We start from the raw sequence: 17,755 nt of genomic DNA on the forward strand, positions 1-17,755 counted from the left end.
GATTCAGATGCTCTAACTGGAAATCAACCAGCCGCACAACAATGCGGCAAACATGATTTCGACTAGGGGCAGTTGGAGCCATCTGATGCAGGGGAACAAGCCGCAGGGCAGTCTTGGGCGCTGGCTTTTGGGCGCGCTGGCGGCTTTGATACCGACATCGGTCGCGGCGCTTGAAACCTCTCTGATCATACCCGGTGCATCCGAAGATCTGGTTGACCGGATCGAGGAAACATCCTCGGTAACCACCGCAGATTCCCGAGGGTTGAACACGCCGCTGGAAATTCTGTCCGGTGCCCTGTCGGATTACCGCACCATCGTGCAGATCCTCTATGACGAAGGCTATTTCAGCCCCGTTGTCAGCATCAAACTTGACGGTCGGGAAGCGGCTGACCTGAGTTCGCTCAGCGTGCCAACACAAATCAATCGCGCGGTCATTACCGTTGAAACCGGTCCAACGTTCAGGTTTGGCGAGGCCGTCGTTCAGCCGCTGGCCCCCAAAACCGTCCTGCCCGAGGAATTCGCCACCGGCAAACGGGCAACAACCGGGGCCATTCAACAGGCGGCCTCTGCCGGTGTTCAGGGCTGGCGGGATGCGGGCCACGCCAAGGCCGAAGTGGCCGGTCAGACGGTCATAGCCCGGCATGCGCAAAGGCGTCTGGATGCCGAGATCGATCTGGCCCCTGGCAGGCGGCTGACCTTTGGCAAGATGTTCATCCAGGGCGACACCGATGTGCGCCACCGGTCGATTGAAAAGATCGCCGGCTTTCCCAGCGGCGAGGTCTACTCTCCCGCCCAAATCCAGAAAGTCGGCACGCGCCTGCGGCGAACAGGCACCTTCAACGTGGTCTCGATTCAGGAGCGGGAAACGCCCAATCCCGACGGCACGCTGGATTTCGATGCCACGTTCGAGGATTTGCCCAAACGCCGCCTGACCTTCGGTGTGGAACTGGCCTCGCGCGATGGGATCGACGTGACCGCCACTTGGACCCACCGCAACGTGTTCCGGCGCGCCGAACGGCTGCGGTTCGAGGCGGCGCTGCGCAATATCGGCGGATCAGAGGCTTTGGACGGGCGTCTGGGTCTGCGTCTGGACCAACCCGACCGTCTGGGACCCGACGACAACACGTTCTGGAGCGCCCTGCTAGAGCAGCGCAACACCGACAACTACGACGTCACGGTCGCCTCTCTGTCCTATGGTGCGCGGCGCACGTTTTCGGACCGGCTCTATGCCGAAGCATCCGCAGGTTTCCAACTGTCGGATGCGGATGATGCCTTTGGCGACGGGCGCAAGTTCCGGTATTTCATCCTGCCCTTCCGGTCTGAATGGGATCGGCGCGACAGCCGGGTCAGCGCCACGCGGGGGTTTTATCTGGATTCGCAGGTGATGCCGTTTGTCGGGCTTTCCGGCACCGACACCGGCATTCGCCTGTTCTTTGACGGGCGCGCCTATACCAGCCTCAGAACAAACGGGCGCATCGTGCTGGCGGGGCGGGTGCAACTGGGCTCGGTCCTTGGCCCGTCGCTGGATGGGGTCACGCCGGACTTCCTGTTCTTCTCGGGCGGCGCGGGCACGGTCAGGGGCCAGCCGTTTGAAAGCCTAGGCATCCCGGTCGGCACCGGTGTTGCGGGCGGCAAGTCGTTTCTGGGCCTGTCGGGCGAGCTGCGCGGCAAGGTCACCGACACCCTGTCTTTGGTCGGGTTTTATGACTACGGTGTGGTCGACACGTCCTCGTTCGTCGGTAGCGGCGCGGCAGATCACGGCGGGGCCGGGCTTGGGGTCAGATATGATCTTGGCGGGTTCGGACCGCTGCGCTTTGATCTGGCATGGCCGGTGTCGGGCACAACCGGCAACGGGTTGCAGTTCTATATCGGGATCGGTCAGGCATTTTGATACAGCGTCTTTCATATCCTCTGCTGATCGGCACCCTGACCTGTGCCCCGCTGGCGGTGCAGGCGCAGGAGGATGGCGGCGGCAGTATGATCGAACGCTTCCTGCAGGATACCCTGTCGGGCGACGACCAGAACGTCACAGTCCGGGGTCTGCAAGGGGCGCTCAGTTCCCGCGCCACGATTCAGGAGATCACGGTTTCCGATGACGACGGCGTCTGGCTGACCATCAAGGATGCCGAGCTGGACTGGAACCGCCTTGCCCTGATCCGGGGCCGGTTTTCCGTCAACGCGCTGACCGCGCAGGAAATCGACGTCGCCCGCGCGCCGGGCACGACCACCAAGGACACGCCGCCACCTTCGGCGGAAACCACGCCGTTTCAGTTGCCGGAACTGCCCGTCTCCATCGAGATCGGAGAGATTCGGATTGATGAACTGTCGCTGGGCGAACCCCTGATCGGCGTCGCCGCTGATCTTGCCGTCAACGGCAACCTGTCGCTGGCGGATGGAACGCTGGACACCAATCTGGATATCACCCGGCTTGACCGCGCCGGGGATGAGATCAAACTGGCGGCGGGCTTTCAGAATTCCAACAGCCAGATCGATCTGGATTTGCAGGTGATCGAGGCCTCTGGCGGGCTGATCTCAACCGCTCTCAAAATACCTGACAGTCCACCAATCGGGTTAACGGCAAAAGGGTCCGGCCCCGTCACAGATTTCACGGCCGATATAGGCCTGAGCAGCGACAACCAGTTGCGCGTCACCGGTCAGGTGCGGTTGCGTGCAGCCCCGACCGCCGCGGCAAGTGCCGAAGACGGGATTGCCTTTACGGCCGATCTGGGCGGCGACCTGACACCCTTTATCGCAGACGATCTGGACACGTTCTTTGGCACCCAAACCCGCCTGTTCGTGGACGGGCTGACCAAGCCTGACGGTGCGCTGGATATCAGCGATCTGGAACTGACGACCGAAGCGCTGAACCTGAAAGGCGAATTGCAATTGGCCGCTGGCGGGACCCTGCAACTCGCCGCCCTGCAGGGTCGTATCACACCGCCCGAGGGGACATCGGTCGTGTTGCCGGTTTCGGGTGGCGAGACGTCGATTGAGGCAGCGCAGCTCTCGGCGCTGTTTGATCGGACGACCGGCAACCTTTGGGATCTGAGCCTGACGGCGAACGCGTTCAAATCGCCCCAGATCAGTCTGGACCGTGCGCAGATCACGGCGCAAGGTACGTTGGAACAGGGCGATATCCTGAAAGTCGACGGCGATCTGCAAGCCGCGCTTGACGGGATCGACATGACCGATCCGGCGCTGAATGCAGCCCTTGGGGAGCGGATCACGCTGGACGGTCTGTTCGATTATGGCAGCGACGAATCCCTGAACCTGTCGGGGTTCGAACTGGTCGGATCAGATTATGCGCTTGGTGTTGACGCGCTGATCAGCGGCCTGACCAGTGGGTTGCAGGTGGATGGCTCGGCCCGGCTTGAGGCGTCGGACTTGTCGCGGTTCTCGGATCTGGCAAAGCTCGAACTGGGCGGGAACGCCTCGGTCCGGGTCGAGGGCAACGGTTCGCCGCTTGAGGGCAGTTTCGACGGCAAGCTAGTTGTCGAGGGCAATGATCTGTCCACCGGGCGCGATGATATCGACCCGGTGATCAAGGGTGAAACCACGATCACAGTCGATGCCAAGCGCGGGGAAGATGGCGTGACATTGCGGGATTTCTCGGTGATCAACAACGCCCTGCGCGCGCAGGCGAGCGGCACGGTCACGACGCCTGACGGGAATGTTTCCATCGACGGTCAGGCCAGCGTCGATGCGCGCGATCTGTCGGTCTTTTCCGGCCTCGCGAAACGCGAACTGGGCGGGTCGTTGCAGGCAAAGCTGGACGGCAAAGGCACCATTCAGACGCTGGAATTCGACGGCACGGCAAGTGTTTCGGGCCGCAACATCCAGACCGGAATGGATGACATTGACCCGCTGCTGACCGGTCAGACCTCGGTCGAGTTTGACGGGGCCATCAGCCAAGATCAGATCGTCATCCGCGAGGCCAAGGTCAACGGGAACGCCCTGACCGCGCAGGTCGCTGCCACCATTGACGATCCGACCGGCGAGCTGGCGGTGGACGGCCAAGCGCAGGTCAACGCGCCGGACCTGTCGCTGTTTTCGGGGCTGGCCCAGCGCGATCTGGCGGGTTCGGTTCAGGCCGATCTGCAGGGCCAGGGGGCCATGGGCAGCAAGTATTTCGACCTGCAGGGCAACGTGACCGCAGACGACATTCAAACCGGCATAGACCTGGCCGACAAACTGATTCAAGGGCGCACGACGCTGAACGTGGACGCGGTGAATGATGATCAGGGGCTGAATATCCGTGCCTTCTCGCTGAAGGGCTCGGCCCTGTCGGCAAACGCGTCGGGACAGTTAGAGAAGGACTCTGTCGGGTTGGATTTCTCGGCCACGCTGGATGATGTAGGGCGCTTGTCAAACACCCTGTCCGGCCCGTTGCAACTGGACGGCAATGTGGCCCCCACCGGGTCGGGGCTTGAGGGCAACGCCCGGCTGCAAGGGCCCGACAGCTCCTACGCCAGCCTTGTCGGGACGGTGAACACGGACGGCTCTGCAGATGTGGATTTCGACGCCAAGTTCAACCGGATCGAGCGGTTCGCCCCCGATTTCCCCGGCAGCATTTCAGCCACCGGCAGCGCGCAGCGCGACGACGGCGTCTGGACCGTCGACGCCAAGGCCGAAGGACCGGCTGAGATCAGCAGCAATGTGAAGGGCACGTTCGACGAAACCTCGGGCATCGCCGATCTGACGGCAGAGGGCGGGGTCAATATCGGCATCGCCAACCTCTTCATCACGCCCAACAAAATCGACGGCACCGCCCGGTACAACCTTTCGCTAAAGGGCAAACCGGCGCTGGAAGCCTTAAGCGGTTCGATCACGACCTCGGGCACCTCGCTGGCAATTCCGACCGCAGGGCAGACCATTACCGGCATCAGCGGCTCGGTTGATCTGGCGCAAAGCCGGGCCACGATCTCGCTGAATGGCGGTATGCGTGCCGGGGGCAATTTCACGGTCAGCGGGCCGGTGGACCTGACGCCGCCTTTTAACGCGCAGATCACGACCGCGCTCAACAATCTGGTGCTGACCGACCAACTGCTTTACGAGACCACGCTGAACGGCCAGATCGCCATGACCGGGGCGTTGGCCGGGAACAGCGCGCTTTCGGGGCAGATCAATTTTGGCGAAACCAATATCAATCTTGCCGCCGCCTCGGGCGCTGTAGGAGCGGCCCCGATCCCCGAGATCGAGCATGTGAACGAAAGCCGCGCCAGCTTTGTCACCCGCGAACGGGCGCAACTGGTGGTGTCCGAAACCGAGGCGAAAGGCGATTCCCGGATTTCGCTGGATATCAGCCTGCTGGCCCCCAAGGCCGTCTTTGTCCGCGGGCGCGGTGTGAACGCGGAACTAGGGGGGCGTTTGTTTATCGGCGGCACAACGACCGCCGTTGTGCCCTCGGGCCAGATCGAACTGATCCGGGGGAACTTCGATATCCTCGGCCGCCGTCTGGCGCTGACCAAAGGGATTGTGACGCTGCAGGGCGACTTGACGCCTTATATCGAGTTTGAGTCCTCGACCAGCACCTCGGACGGGACGGCCACGATTGAAATCGCCGGGCCGCTGGATGCGCCCGAGGTCAACGTGTTCTCGGACCCCGAACGCCCGGCTGAGGAAGCGCTTGCCATGCTGCTGTTCGGAAACCGGTTTTCCGAGCTTTCGCCGTTTGTGATCGCGCAAATGGCGGCGTCACTGGCGCAACTCAGCGGCGCGGGCGGGGATGCCACCAAGGGGCTGCGCAGATCCACCGGGCTCGACACTGTCGATATCGGCGCGACCGAGGGCGGGGCCGGTCGTCTGGGCGCGGGCGCGTATCTGAGCGACAATCTCTACACTGATTTCACCGTCAATACCGAGGGCGATACCGAGGTCAATCTGAACCTGGACGTCACCGACAATTTCACCGTGCGCGGCACCGTCGACGGGCGCGGCGAAACCGGCATTGGTCTGTTCTTCGAGCGCGACTACTGAGCGCGGCGAATGCCGATGGGCTGGCCAATCTGCGGCGCAGGCTCCAACCCCTGATGATCCTGAACCATCCGGACCAGCCGTTTGACCGCCCAATCCGGGTAGGGTGCGGACCGGCCCGTCGCATGGCTGACATTCATGAACAGAGCCTCTTGCGTGGCACATATGCCGCCGTCAGAGTCCGAGATCATCTGCCCGAAATAGTGCCCCCGCTTCTGGTCCGAATCCAACATGCGGAACTGGAAGTGAAACGGGGTATCCGCTTTCACTTCACGCAGAAAATTCAGATGCGATTGCAGCACATACGGCCCCTGCCCTGCGGCCTGAACCTGTAACTCACCCAGCCCGAGATGTTCGACCAACAGCACCTCGAACGCCATGTCGAAGGCCACGCCGTAGTAACCGACATTCATGTGACCGTTATAGTCGATCCAATCAGGCTGCACTTCGATCCCGCGCACCTCAACCGGGGCCGGGTAAGGGCCATCATGCCCGCCAAAAGGGGTGTCTGACTGCATCTGTTTACCCGCCTTCCTGATCTTCGAATATGGCAACCGCCCGGACAAACCCGGCGGACGCGCCCTTGATCTTGAACGGAAAGCACGAGATTTCGAAACCCGTCGGCGGCAGGGCTTCCAGATTGGTCAGCTTCTCGATATGGCAATAGCCGATATCCATTGAGGCCCGGTGCCCCTCCCAGATGATCGAGGGGTCTTGAGTTGCGGCATAGGCCTGCGCCGTCAGAGGAAAGGGGGCATCCCAACTCCAGGCATCGGTGCCGGTCACACGCACCCCGCGTTCGGTCAGGTACAGCGTTGCATCACGCCCCATCCCGCAGCCTTTCATCAGGTAATCGGGTTTGCCGTAATGGGTTCCGGCGGCGGTGTTGACGACTACGATATCAAGTGGCTGCAGATCGTGCTCAATGCGCTTCAGTTCGGCTTCGACGTCGGCGGCGGTGGCGACATAACCATCCTCGAAATGCCGGAAATCCAGCTTCACACCGGGGTTCATGCACCACTCCAGCGGCACCTCATCAATGGTTATGGCCCGCTCGCCTTTGTTCATGGTCGAGTGATGATGATACGGCGCATCCAGATGGGTGCCGTTATGGGTAGCGATCTGCAGGCGTTCGATGGCCCAGCCTTCACCGCCCGGCAGGTCCTGTTTCTGCAACCCCGGAAAGAAGGCCATGACCTGTTCGGCGGTCTGGTCGTGGGTCATGTACTCGATCTCGGGCAGCATGATCGGCGGGTCCGATACGATGCCGGTTTCCAGCGGAACGGACAGATCGACAAAACGGCGCGGCATGCATTCCCCCTGGGCTGACTGCCGCCACAGGGTTGGCTGCGCGCATTGTGCTGTCAAGATACGAAACAGGCGACCCCGTCAGGGCCGCCTGTCTCAGCTTGGTGAGTGGTGGTGGTTTATTCCGCCGCGATGGCGTCTTCGATCTTTTCGACGCGGATGGCCGAGAACTTGAACTCGGGGATTTTTCCATAGGGGTCGATCGCCGAGTTGGTCAGGATATTCGCCGCCGCCTCGACATAGGCGAAGGGGATGAAAACCATATCCTCGGCAATGGCCCGGTCGGCACGCACCATGATCTCGATAGATCCGCGCCGGGTGGTCAGGCGGATGGTCTCGCCCGGTTCAATGCCCATCAGCTTTAGCGTTCGAGGGTTCATTGAACAGTTCGCCTCGGGTTCGACCGCATCCAGAACCTTGGCGCGGCGGGTCATCGACCCGGTGTGCCAGTGTTCCAGTTGCCGCCCCGTCGTGGCGATCATCGGATATTCGTCATCCGGGGCCTCGTCCGGCGGGATGACGCTGGCCGGGGTGAAGCGGGCCTTGCCATCGGCGCGCGGGAAACCGTCGCCGAACACGATGGACTGGCCCGGATCGGTCTCGGAGAGGGACGGATAGGTGATGGTTTCGTTTTCCAGACGCTCCCACGTGATGTTGTCCAGCGACTCCATGGTCAGCTTCATCTCGGCAAAGACCTGAGACACATCAGTGTAGTCCCAGCTCAGACCGATCCGTTGCGCCAGTTCGACGGTGATCGCCCAATCCTCGCGCGCCTCACCTGGAGGCGTCACGGCGGGGCGGACCCGCTGTACCTGACGGTTGGTGTTCGACACGGTACCGTTCTTTTCGTAAAGCGCCGAGGCTGGCAGGATGATGTCGGCATAGTTCGCCGTTTCGGTCAGGAAGATATCCTGCACGATCATCAGGTCGAGCTTGGCCAGCGCATCGCGGGCATGGTTCACATCCGGATCGGACATAGCCGGGTTTTCACCCAGAATGTACATGCCCTTGATATTGCGCGCATAAATTTGGTCGATGATCTCGGTGACAGTCAAACCTTTCTCGTTCGAGAAATCCTCGGACCCCCAGACATTGGTGAACTGCGCGCGAATGCTGTCATCGGTGACTGTCTTATAGTCCGGCAGGAACATCGGGATCAACCCCGCATCCGAGGCCCCCTGAACGTTGTTCTGCCCCCGCAGCGGGTGCAGACCCGCGCCCGGTTTGCCGACATTGCCGGTCATCAGAGCCAGCGAGATCAGGCAGCGCGAATTGTCCGTACCGTGGATATGCTGGCTGACGCCCATACCCCAGAAGATCAGACCGGCCTTGGCCTGCGCAAAGGTCCGCGCAACGCGGCGCAGCTGGTCGGGTTCGATACCGCAGATCGGGGCCATCGCTTCGGGCGTGAACTGGCGCAGATGCTCTTTCTCGGCCTCCCAGTTCTCGGTCCAGCGGTGGATGTACTGGCTGTCATACAGCTCTTCTTCGACGATCACGTTCATGATCGCGTTCAGCATCGAGACATCGGCACCGGGACGGAACTGCAGCATTTCATCGGCAAACTTGCGCATCCCGACGCCGCGCGGGTCCATCACGATCAGCTTGCCGCCGCGCTTTGCGAACTGCTTGAAATAGGTCGCCGCAACGGGGTGGTTTTCGATCGGGTTGGCCCCGATGATAATCGCCACATCCGCATCCTTGATATCGTTGAACGCCGCCGTCACCGCGCCCGAACCCACATTCTCGATCAACGCCGCCACGGACGAGGCGTGACACAGACGGGTGCAGTGATCGACATTGTTGTGGCCAAAGCCCTGACGGATGAATTTCTGGAACAGATAGGCCTCTTCGTTGGTGCATTTGGCCGAACCGAATCCCGCCACGCTGCGCGGGTCTTCGTCGCGCAGGGCTTTCAGCCGGGTGGCGGCCAGATCCATCGCCTCGTCCCAAGTCGCCTCGCGGAAGTGGGTCGACAAGTTCGCGGGATCGACGTTCAGGCCCTTGGCGGGCGCATCGTCCCGCCGGATCAGCGGCTTGGTCAGGCGGTGCGGGTGGTGGATATAGTCGAACCCGAACCGGCCCTTGACGCACAGACGGCCTTCGTTCGCCGGGCCGTTGATGCCCTCGACATACTTGACCTTGCCGTCCTTGACCTTCAGCGAAACCTTGCAGCCCACGCCGCAGAACGGGCAGACGCTTTCGGTCTCGCTGTCGTAATCCTTGCTGTCGCCGCGCTGCTGATCATCTAGCACCGTTGCTGGCATCAGCGCCCCGGTCGGGCAGGCCTGAACGCATTCACCGCAGGCCACGCAGGTGGACTCGCCCATGGGGTCGTTCTGGTCGAACACAACCTGAGACAGATGTCCGCGGCCAGCCATGCCGATCACGTCATTCACCTGCACGTCGCGGCAGGCACGCACACAGAGATTGCAGTTGATGCAGGCGTCTAGATTGACGCGCATCGCCACGTGGCTGTCATCCAGCAGCGGGATCTTTTCGGGCTCTTTCGCCGGAAAGCGGCTGTCGCTGAGGTCATTCAGCTTGGCCATGTCCCAGAAATGGCTCGAGGTGTCATGCGCCTGCTCGGGCTGATCGGCCAGCAGCAGCTCCATAACCAGCGCGCGCGATTTCTCGGCACGTTCGGTGTCGGTCTTGACCACCATCCCGTCCACCGCCGGACGGATGCACGAGGCGACCAGAGTGCGCTCGCCTTCGACCTCGACCATACAGGCCCGGCAATTGCCGTCGGGTTTGTAGCCCGGCTGAGGCTTGTGGCACAGGTGCGGGATGGTGAACCCCTGCCCCTTGGCGGCTTCCCAGATGGTCCAGCCTTCGGGCACGGTGACATCTTCGCCGTTCAGGTTGAAGGTGACGGTCTTGTTTGGGCTTGCGTCAAGCATGGCTCTGTCTCCCCTCAGATTTCGTCAGCGAAGTGTTTCATGACAAGGCGGATCGGGTTCGGGGCCGCTTGCCCCAGACCGCAGATCGAGGCGTCGCCCATGACCTGGCACAGATCTTCCAACAGATCGGTGTCCCACTTGTCGGCCTGCATCAGCTTCACCGCCTTTTCGCAGCCTGCGCGGCAGGGCGTACACTGTCCGCAGCTTTCGTCTTCGAAAAAGCGCAGCATGTTCAGCGCCGCATCGCGGGCGGTGTCCTGATCGGACAGAACCACCACGGCGGCCGAGCCGATGAAAGTGCCATGCGGCTGCAAGGTGTCGAAATCGAGCGGAATGTCGTCCATCAATGCAGGAAGCAGGCCCGAGGACGGACCACCCGGCTGATACGCCTTGAAGGTCTGACCGTCGACCATGCCACCAGCCGCGTCGATCACATCCAGGATAGTCGAGCCCGCAGGCAGCAGGTAAACTCCCGGCTTCGCCACACGGCCCGAGACCGAATAGCTGCGCAGGCCCTTGCGGCCATTCTTTTCTGTGCTGTTGAGGCATTCCGGCCCCTCGCGGCAAACCTTGGTGACCCAATACAGCGTCTCGACATTGTGCACCAAGGTCGGGCGGTTAAAGACCCCGACCTGCGCCACAAACGGAGGACGGTGACGCGGCAGGCCCTTCTTGCCTTCGATCGACTCGATCATCGCGGATTCTTCACCGCAGATGTAGGCGCCAGCGCCCCGGCGCAGATCGATATAACCGGGCTCAACAATCCCAGCCTGTTCCAGGGCGGCAATCTCGCAGCGCAGAATCTCCAGCACCGCCGGATATTCGTCGCGCATGTAGATGAAACAGGTCTCAGCCTCGACCGCCCAGGCAGCAATCAACATGCCTTCGAGGAACACGTGCGGCGTTCGCTCAAGATAGTAGCGGTCTTTGAATGTGCCGGGCTCGCCCTCGTCCCCGTTCACGGCCAGATAACGCGGGCCTTCGTTCATGCGAACAAAGCCCCATTTCTTGCCCGAGGGGAAGCCAGCACCGCCCAAACCGCGCAGGCCCGAGGACAGGATGTCTTCCTGCACTTTCTCCCAATCGCCGCCGTCGCGCAGCTCTTTCAGCTTGGCGTAACCGCCGTTCGCTTCATAGGCAGCGAAGGCTTGGTAGTCCGGCACATGGGCATGGGTGTCATCGGCGGCAATCGCAGCCTGCACCTTTTCCGGGGACGCATGGTCGATATGGTTGTGACCGATCTCCAGCACCGGAGCTGTGTCGCAGCGGCCCATGCAGGGCGCGCGCACCACGCGGACCTCGGACGGGTCCAAACCGTCTTCCAGCGCTTTCTGCAACTGTTGGGCACCCGCCATCTCGCAGGACAGGGAATCACAGACCCGGATGGTCAGCGCGGGCGGAGGCGTCTCGCCTTCTTTCACCACATCGAAATGGGCGTAGAAGGTGGCCGTTTCGTAAATCTCGGCCTGCCCGATCCGCATCTCGACGGCCAGAGCCGCAATGTGATCGGCGCTGATATGGCCGTGTTCGTCCTGAACCAAATGCAGGAATTCGATCAGGAGGTCACGGCGGCGCGGGCGATCGCCCAGCAGACGTGCGATTTCAGCCTGCGCCTCATCCGTGAACTGACGGCCTTTGGGCGTGTGCCGCCCCTTGCCTTTACCTGACTTCCAGACGCCCTTGGGTGCGCCTGATGGCTTGGTGTCTAATGGTGCCATGATGCCCTCCGATTGAGGCTCGGTCTCTCATCAGACTAGCATATCGTCAAATCGCATATTTCAATCGCACGATAACGACAGTTTATCACCGCAAAGACGTCACCACGGCGCGCAGGGCCTCGACCGTTGGCAACTCGGGGTCCCGGGTCAGCGTGGCCAGACAGATGGGTTTGCTGACAACAGGATCGATCAGAGGCAACACCTTCGTCCCTTTCAGATCGCCCAGCGCACGGACCAGAACGCGAGGCACAACGGTCGCGGCCAACCCCTCGCGCGCCATGACCATCGAGGCGGTAAAGCCGCTGGTTTCGGCCACCACATGCGGGTGCAGGCCCTGTTCGGCGAATATCCGGTCCAGGATACGCCGGTTCTGCATCTGCGGCTCAAGCAGGCTAATCGGGAATTCGGCAACCTGCGCCCAGGGGATCGGGCCGGTTTCCTCGGTCATATGGGACGGGATCAGCAGAACATAGGTTTCTTCGTACAACGGCTGAACATGCCGCAGATCAGTGCCGATGCTGTCGCCATATGTGATGCCCGCATCCAGGCTGCCTTCGTCCAGCCGGTGTTGAATGGCGGTGGCCGACATGGTCTCAATCCGCGACAGAATGCGCGGATGAGCCTGTTGTAAACGCTTGATCAACCGCCCGGTGAAGGCAATCGCCGTCGGGATCACACCGAGGATCAGGGTTCCGGTGATCTCACCCTTCGAGGCAAGAACCTGCTGCTCCAGCGCTTTGGTATCATCAAGGATACGCCGCGCCCGTTGGACGATCATCTCGCCTTCTTCGGTAAGACCCTGAAACCGGTTAGCTCGGCGGACGATGGACACCCCCAGCCGATCTTCAAGGTTGCGGATACGCATGGAAAAGGCAGGCTGTGAGATACCGCATTCCTCGGCCGCCTTGGCGAAATGGCGATGCCGCGCAAGGGCGCTGAGCAGTTGCAGGTCGCGGATTTCGATCATCAGAACTTTCCTACGCCGCGGTCGACAGCCAAGCTAGCCGCTTTTTTGTGTCCGCGAAATGTGCACCTTTCGACCGACGCGCGCTGTCCCATTCTATGCCCGAGCCGGATTTGTATGGTTCCAAGTGGTAGAACTGAATAGCCGTTTAGCTAGGCGCAGCCGCGGGTTCTAGGTTTTTTGTCAATACGCGAAAACCGCGTAACATACGCACAATATTGCGAAATAAGTTCTAGATTCTAGGAGATCCAAATGCAGTTCATGATCCATGTGAACGTAGACCCAGAAAACCGAGATGCCAATTACAAGCGCCTTAAGGAAAAAGAAGGGGCTGTAGATGTTCCCGGGACCAAGATTCTTGGTATTTGGTTTGCAGTTAGCCAACTGGAAGGTTGGACGATCGTTGAAGCTGAAAGTGCAGCAGCTTTAGGGAAACTCCTGCACGATTGGACCGACCTGAATGTCAACACCGTCGTTCCTGTTCTATCGCTCGAAGAGTTTACTGGTGAGTTTGAGGGTACTTAACTCTCCAGTTGGCGTGGACCGACCTTCGGGCTTGCATGTCGACGCTCTTTTCACTTTGGCAAAAAACTAACGCAAAACAGGGCATGTGTGTCATCCTGATACAACGGACCTCAATTGCCGATAGGCTTTTGTCAAAAGATAGAGCGTGGAGATTGCGATGCCTTCAATAGAGATTCAGGTGCTGGAAGGGGTGTTTTCCAAAGAGGAGAAAGGAAGAATCATTCAGAACGTCACTGAAGCTTTCGGCGACGTCGCCGGCCCAACGATCAAAGCAGGAACCTCTGTCCGAATTCTGGAGGTTGGCAGTGGGTCTTGGGGATATGCGGGGAACGTGCTGACGACAGAAGACGCATTGAAGATGCGTACAAAAAGCTAAGCAGGTGTACCGTTCAAGGTGAACGCGCAGTGTGCTGACGCCCTAAGAGTAGTGAAAGAAACCGGCCGCAATCCCCAGAAACAGTTTGCCGTCTTACGTATTGAAGAGGAAATGCATCACATCGCCATCCTTGACGATGTAGCCCTTGCCCTCGGCCCGCATCTTGCCCGCCTCTTTCGCGCCCTGTTCACCATTCGCGGCGATGTAGTCGTCATAGGCGATGGTTTCGGCGCGGATGAAACCCTTTTCGAAATCGCCGTGGATCACACCGGCGGCTTGCGGTGCGGCCGTGCCAGTGCGGATGGTCCAGGCGCGGGCCTCTTTCGGGCCGACGGTGAAATAGGTTTCCAGCTTGAGCAGGTCGTATCCCGCGCGGATCAGGCGGTCTAGGCCGGGTTCTTCCAGACCCATCTCTTCGAGGAACATCTGCGCTTCTTCGTCTTCCAGCAGGCTGATCTCTTCTTCGATCTTGGCGCTGATGATGACGTGGGAATTGCCCTGCGCGGCGGCCATTTCGGCGACCTCGGCGGAATATTCGTTGCCCTCTGCGGCTTCTTCCTCGGACACATTGCAGACGTAGAGCACCGGCTTGGTGGTCAGCAGTTGCAGCATCTTCCACGCTTTGGCGTCTTCGTCCGAAACCTCGACCAGACGTGCGGGCTTGCCGCTTTCCAGCATCGCCTGTGCCTCGGCCAGAAGACGATCCTGCTGCGCAGCCTCTTTGTCGTTGCCCTTCAGCTTGCGCACCAGATTGGCGCGGCGTTTTTCGATGCTTTCCAGATCGGCCAGCATCAGCTCGGTTTCAATCGTATCAGCGTCGGCCACCGGATCGACGCGGCCATCCACGTGGGTCACATCACCGTCTTCGAAACAGCGCAGCACATGGGCAATCGCGTCGGTTTCTCGAATGTTGGCCAGAAACTGGTTGCCCAGACCTTCGCCCTTAGAGGCTCCCTTCACCAGACCGGCGATATCCACAAAGGTCATGCGCGTCGGGATAATCTGTTTGGACGCAGCAATCGCCGCCAGCTTGTCCAGCCGGTCATCAGGAACAGCCACATCGCCCACATTCGGTTCGATGGTGCAGAACGGGAAATTCGCCGCCTGTGCGGCCGCGGTTTTGGTCAGCGCATTGAACAGGGTCGACTTGCCCACATTCGGCAGACCCACGATTCCCATTTTAAAGCCCATTGCGGCCTCCTGAAGCGATACGACGGCGTCTTCTATGCAGGTCGGGGAAAATGCGCAACCCGGCCCGCAAAAATGCCCGAGTCGCATTTGCAACATCACGGTTCCGTTATGACATTTGCACTTGCGTGAGTTGTATTTGCCGCCCAATGCTTACCAAGTGACAAGTGCCGCTTAAGTAATGACAAAGAAGTCCAATGAAATCACTATTCGTTTCCGTCGCTCTTTTCCTCGCCGCAACAACCGTTCAGGCCCAGTCCGTTGTTTTCGGCGCAGGCTATGCGGATTTTTCCAACAGTAATGGCGATGACCAAGCCGTATTCTCGCTGGAATACCAGCACCGCCCCTTCTACGAGGCAAACCGTTTCGATGCGAACTGGGGCACGGCGCTGACAGTGGATACCGATGGTGACACCCATATCGGCGCGGGTTTGATCGGCATCTATTCCTTCTCGGACCGCTGGTTCGCCGAGGTCAGCGTTATGCCGGGATACTACAACGCCTCGAATGACGACAATGATCTGGGCGGCAATTTCCAGATCCGCAGTCTTCTGGGAGTCGGCTATACGTTGAACGGCGGCAACAGCGTCTCGTTGGCCGTTACCCACGTGTCCAACGCCAGCACTGAAAGCTTCAACCCCGGTGCGAACGCGTTGTTCCTGCGCTATCACTACGGGTTCTGAGGCAATCTGGCCCTGCGGGATTGATTTCCGGTCAAAGTTTCTGCACATCAGGTTCAAACCTGACTGCAAGGACATCCGATGAGCCGTATCGACGCCAAATTCGCAGCCCTGAAAGCCGAAGGCAAAAAGGCTTTCGTTGCCTATGTCATGGCCGGAGATCCCGACTATGAAACCTCGCTTGAGATTGTCAAAGGCCTGCCCGACGCGGGCGTGGATGTGATCGAACTGGGCTTGCCCTTCACCGATCCGATGGCGGATGGCCCCACTATTCAGGCCGCCGGGCAACGGGCGCTGGACGGGGGCATGACCCTGCAGCGCACCCTTGATCTGGCCCGCACCTTTCGTCAGACCGATGACACCACGCCGATTGTTCTGATGGGCTATTACAACCCGATCTACAGCCGCGGGGTAGATCAGTTTCTTGCCGATGCAAAAGCCGCCGGCATCGACGGGCTGATCGTGGTCGACCTGCCGCCCGAGGAAGACGCAGAACTCTGCCTGCCTGCCCAGGCCGCTGGTCTGAACTTCATCCGTTTGGCCACCCCAACCACAGATGACAACCGCCTGCCGCGGGTGCTGCAGAACACCTCGGGTTTTGTGTATTACGTTTCGATCACCGGCATCACCGGAGCCGCCGAGGCGCAGGCCACGAATGTCGGCCCCGAGGTCGCGCGGATCAAAGCCAAGACCGACCTGCCGGTTATCGTTGGGTTCGGCATCAATACACCCGAGAAATCGCGCGCCATCGCCAGCGTTGCGGACGGGTCGGTCGTGGGCTCGGCCATCGTCAGCCAGATCGGCGCAGGCAAGCCTGTGACCGAGGTGCTGGATTTCGTAAAAACCTTGGCCGACGGGGCACATTCGGCCTGAACTGCGGAGGCTGACAATGCCCGTCATCACCACGATTGAAGACCTCCGTCAGATATATGAACGCCGCGTGCCTCGGATGTTCTACGACTACGCGGAAAGCGGCAGTTGGACCGAGCAGACGTTCCGCGAAAACAGCTCGGATTTCGAAAAAATCCGCCTGCGCCAGCGCGTCGCCGTCGATATGTCCGGGCGGTCCACCGCGTCGCAGATGATCGGCGAAGAGGTCTCAATGCCTGTGGCGCTTGCCCCGGTCGGCCTGACTGGCATGCAGCACGCGGATGGTGAGATGAAGGCCGCAAAAGCGGCTGAGGATTTTGGCGTGCCGTTTACGCTGTCCACCATGTCGATCAACTCGATCGAGGATGTCGCAGAACACACCGACAAACCCTTCTGGTTTCAACTCTACACCATGAAGGATGCGGACTATGTCAGCCGCCTGATCCAGCGTGCCAAGGACGCGAAATGCTCGGCCCTCGTGATCACGCTGGACCTGCAAATCCTGGGCCAACGCCACAAGGACCTGAAAAACGGCCTATCCGCCCCACCCAAGCTAACGCCCAAAACCATCGCCAACCTGATGACCAAATGGGCTTGGGGCATCGAGATGCTGCGGGCCCAACGGCGGGAATTCGGGAACATCGTTGGCCATGTCGATAGCATTTCGGACGCGTCCTCTCTGGGCGCCTGGACGGCCGAACAATTCGATCCCAGCCTCGACTGGAACAAAGTCGAAAAGCTGATGGAGGAATGGGGCGGCAAGGTAGTCCTGAAGGGTATTCTTGACGCCGAGGACGCCAAAATGGCCGTAAAGCTGGGCGCGGACGCCATCGTTGTGTCAAACCACGGCGGTCGGCAACTGGACGGGGCGCTCAGCTCGATCCGCATGCTGCCCGAAATCATGGATGCGGTCGGTGGCGATATCGAAGTGCATTTGGACAGCGGAATTCGCTCGGGTCAGGACGTCCTTAAAGCTTTGGCGCTAGGAGCGAAGGGCACCTATATCGGGCGCGCCTTTGTCTATGGGCTGGGTGCGATGGGACAAAAAGGTGTGACGACGGCGCTGGAGGTCATTCAAAAAGAGTTGGATACCACTATGGCTCTGTGCGGCGAACGCTCGGTCCGCGATCTGGGGCGCCACAACTTGCTGGTGCCCGAAGACTTCGGCGGTCGCTGGCAGAATTGACCGGTCGCATTGGGGGCTTTGCCCCAGCCGCCCTTCGGGCGACTCCCCCAGGATATTTTCGGCC

At 60.5% G+C, this 17,755-nt stretch carries 13 protein-coding genes; 7 read left to right on the plus strand and 6 right to left on the minus strand.

Annotated elements, in window-relative coordinates:
* Positions 1–85 precede the first annotated feature (85 nt).
* On the plus strand, positions 86–1,891 hold the full coding sequence (locus tag ACR0JN_RS07250) for an autotransporter assembly complex protein TamA (RefSeq protein WP_480884925.1): 1,806 nt from the start codon (positions 86–88) through the stop codon (positions 1,889–1,891).
* Positions 1,888–5,976, plus strand: a complete 4,089-nt coding sequence (locus ACR0JN_RS07255; protein WP_480884926.1) for a translocation/assembly module TamB domain-containing protein — start codon at positions 1,888–1,890, stop codon at positions 5,974–5,976. Before ACR0JN_RS07250 ends, ACR0JN_RS07255 begins: the two co-directional genes overlap by 4 nt.
* On the opposite strand, the gene ACR0JN_RS07260 is transcribed toward ACR0JN_RS07255, so the two are convergent.
* From ACR0JN_RS07260 to ACR0JN_RS07280, 5 genes are all read right to left on the minus strand, one after another.
* Entirely contained in the window at positions 5,970–6,491 is a 522-nt protein-coding gene (locus ACR0JN_RS07260; RefSeq protein ID WP_480884927.1) for a thioesterase family protein, read from the minus strand. The genes ACR0JN_RS07255 and ACR0JN_RS07260 overlap by 7 nt on opposite strands.
* A gap of 4 nt (positions 6,492–6,495) precedes the next feature.
* Entirely contained in the window at positions 6,496–7,284 is a 789-nt protein-coding gene (locus ACR0JN_RS07265; protein WP_480884928.1) for a cyclase family protein, read from the minus strand.
* Positions 7,285–7,400: 116 nt separating this feature from the next.
* Complete coding sequence (gene fdhF, locus ACR0JN_RS07270) at positions 7,401–10,184, minus strand: formate dehydrogenase subunit alpha (RefSeq protein WP_480884929.1); 2,784 nt, start codon at positions 10,182–10,184, stop codon at positions 7,401–7,403.
* A 14-nt stretch (positions 10,185–10,198) separates the two neighbouring features.
* Complete coding sequence (locus ACR0JN_RS07275; RefSeq protein ID WP_480884930.1) at positions 10,199–11,902, minus strand: NAD(P)H-dependent oxidoreductase subunit E; 1,704 nt, start codon at positions 11,900–11,902, stop codon at positions 10,199–10,201.
* Between the two features lie 85 nt (positions 11,903–11,987).
* Positions 11,988–12,869, minus strand: coding sequence for a LysR family transcriptional regulator (locus tag ACR0JN_RS07280; RefSeq protein WP_480884931.1), 882 nt, complete (start codon positions 12,867–12,869; stop codon positions 11,988–11,990).
* Between the two features lie 249 nt (positions 12,870–13,118).
* Here ACR0JN_RS07280 and ACR0JN_RS07285 point away from each other — a divergent pair, with 249 nt between their 5' ends.
* Positions 13,119–13,391 (plus strand): DUF3303 domain-containing protein, encoded by a 273-nt coding sequence (locus ACR0JN_RS07285; protein ID WP_480884932.1) that lies wholly within the window; start codon positions 13,119–13,121, stop codon positions 13,389–13,391.
* 145 nt (positions 13,392–13,536) lie between these two features.
* Complete coding sequence (locus tag ACR0JN_RS07290) at positions 13,537–13,767, plus strand: tautomerase family protein (protein WP_480817166.1); 231 nt, start codon at positions 13,537–13,539, stop codon at positions 13,765–13,767.
* A 93-nt stretch (positions 13,768–13,860) separates the two neighbouring features.
* On the opposite strand, the gene ychF is transcribed toward ACR0JN_RS07290, so the two are convergent.
* The gene (gene ychF, locus ACR0JN_RS07295) at positions 13,861–14,958 is read right to left on the minus strand and encodes a redox-regulated ATPase YchF (protein ID WP_480884933.1); all 1,098 of its coding nucleotides are present in this window, start codon (positions 14,956–14,958) and stop codon (positions 13,861–13,863) included.
* A gap of 194 nt (positions 14,959–15,152) precedes the next feature.
* On the opposite strand from ychF, the gene ACR0JN_RS07300 reads away from it, so the two are divergent.
* From ACR0JN_RS07300 to ACR0JN_RS07310, 3 genes are all read left to right on the plus strand, one after another.
* Complete coding sequence (locus ACR0JN_RS07300; protein ID WP_480884934.1) at positions 15,153–15,638, plus strand: acyloxyacyl hydrolase; 486 nt, start codon at positions 15,153–15,155, stop codon at positions 15,636–15,638.
* A gap of 78 nt (positions 15,639–15,716) precedes the next feature.
* Complete coding sequence (gene trpA, locus ACR0JN_RS07305) at positions 15,717–16,508, plus strand: tryptophan synthase subunit alpha (RefSeq protein WP_480884935.1); 792 nt, start codon at positions 15,717–15,719, stop codon at positions 16,506–16,508.
* 16 nt (positions 16,509–16,524) lie between these two features.
* The gene (locus ACR0JN_RS07310) at positions 16,525–17,691 is read left to right on the plus strand and encodes an alpha-hydroxy acid oxidase (protein ID WP_480884936.1); all 1,167 of its coding nucleotides are present in this window, start codon (positions 16,525–16,527) and stop codon (positions 17,689–17,691) included.
* The last annotated feature ends 64 nt before the right edge of the window (positions 17,692–17,755 follow it).

This window comes from Ruegeria sp. G12, from assembly GCF_056533565.1.

What these genes read in the sequence shown, in the direction of transcription:
- ACR0JN_RS07250 (WP_480884925.1), top strand. Translation starts at nt 86, where the DNA reads ATGCAGGGGAACAAGCCGCAGGGCAGTCTTGGGCGCTGGCTTTTGGGC.
- ACR0JN_RS07260 (WP_480884927.1), bottom strand. Translation starts at nt 6,491, where the DNA reads ATGCAGTCAGACACCCCTTTTGGCGGGCATGATGGCCCTTACCCGGCC.
- ACR0JN_RS07265 (WP_480884928.1), bottom strand. Translation starts at nt 7,284, where the DNA reads ATGCCGCGCCGTTTTGTCGATCTGTCCGTTCCGCTGGAAACCGGCATC.
- fdhF (WP_480884929.1), bottom strand. Translation starts at nt 10,184, where the DNA reads ATGCTTGACGCAAGCCCAAACAAGACCGTCACCTTCAACCTGAACGGC.
- ACR0JN_RS07275 (WP_480884930.1), bottom strand. Translation starts at nt 11,902, where the DNA reads ATGGCACCATTAGACACCAAGCCATCAGGCGCACCCAAGGGCGTCTGG.
- ACR0JN_RS07280 (WP_480884931.1), bottom strand. Translation starts at nt 12,869, where the DNA reads ATGATCGAAATCCGCGACCTGCAACTGCTCAGCGCCCTTGCGCGGCAT.
- ACR0JN_RS07285 (WP_480884932.1), top strand. Translation starts at nt 13,119, where the DNA reads ATGCAGTTCATGATCCATGTGAACGTAGACCCAGAAAACCGAGATGCC.
- ychF (WP_480884933.1), bottom strand. Translation starts at nt 14,958, where the DNA reads ATGGGCTTTAAAATGGGAATCGTGGGTCTGCCGAATGTGGGCAAGTCG.
- ACR0JN_RS07300 (WP_480884934.1), top strand. Translation starts at nt 15,153, where the DNA reads ATGAAATCACTATTCGTTTCCGTCGCTCTTTTCCTCGCCGCAACAACC.
- trpA (WP_480884935.1), top strand. Translation starts at nt 15,717, where the DNA reads ATGAGCCGTATCGACGCCAAATTCGCAGCCCTGAAAGCCGAAGGCAAA.
- ACR0JN_RS07310 (WP_480884936.1), top strand. Translation starts at nt 16,525, where the DNA reads ATGCCCGTCATCACCACGATTGAAGACCTCCGTCAGATATATGAACGC.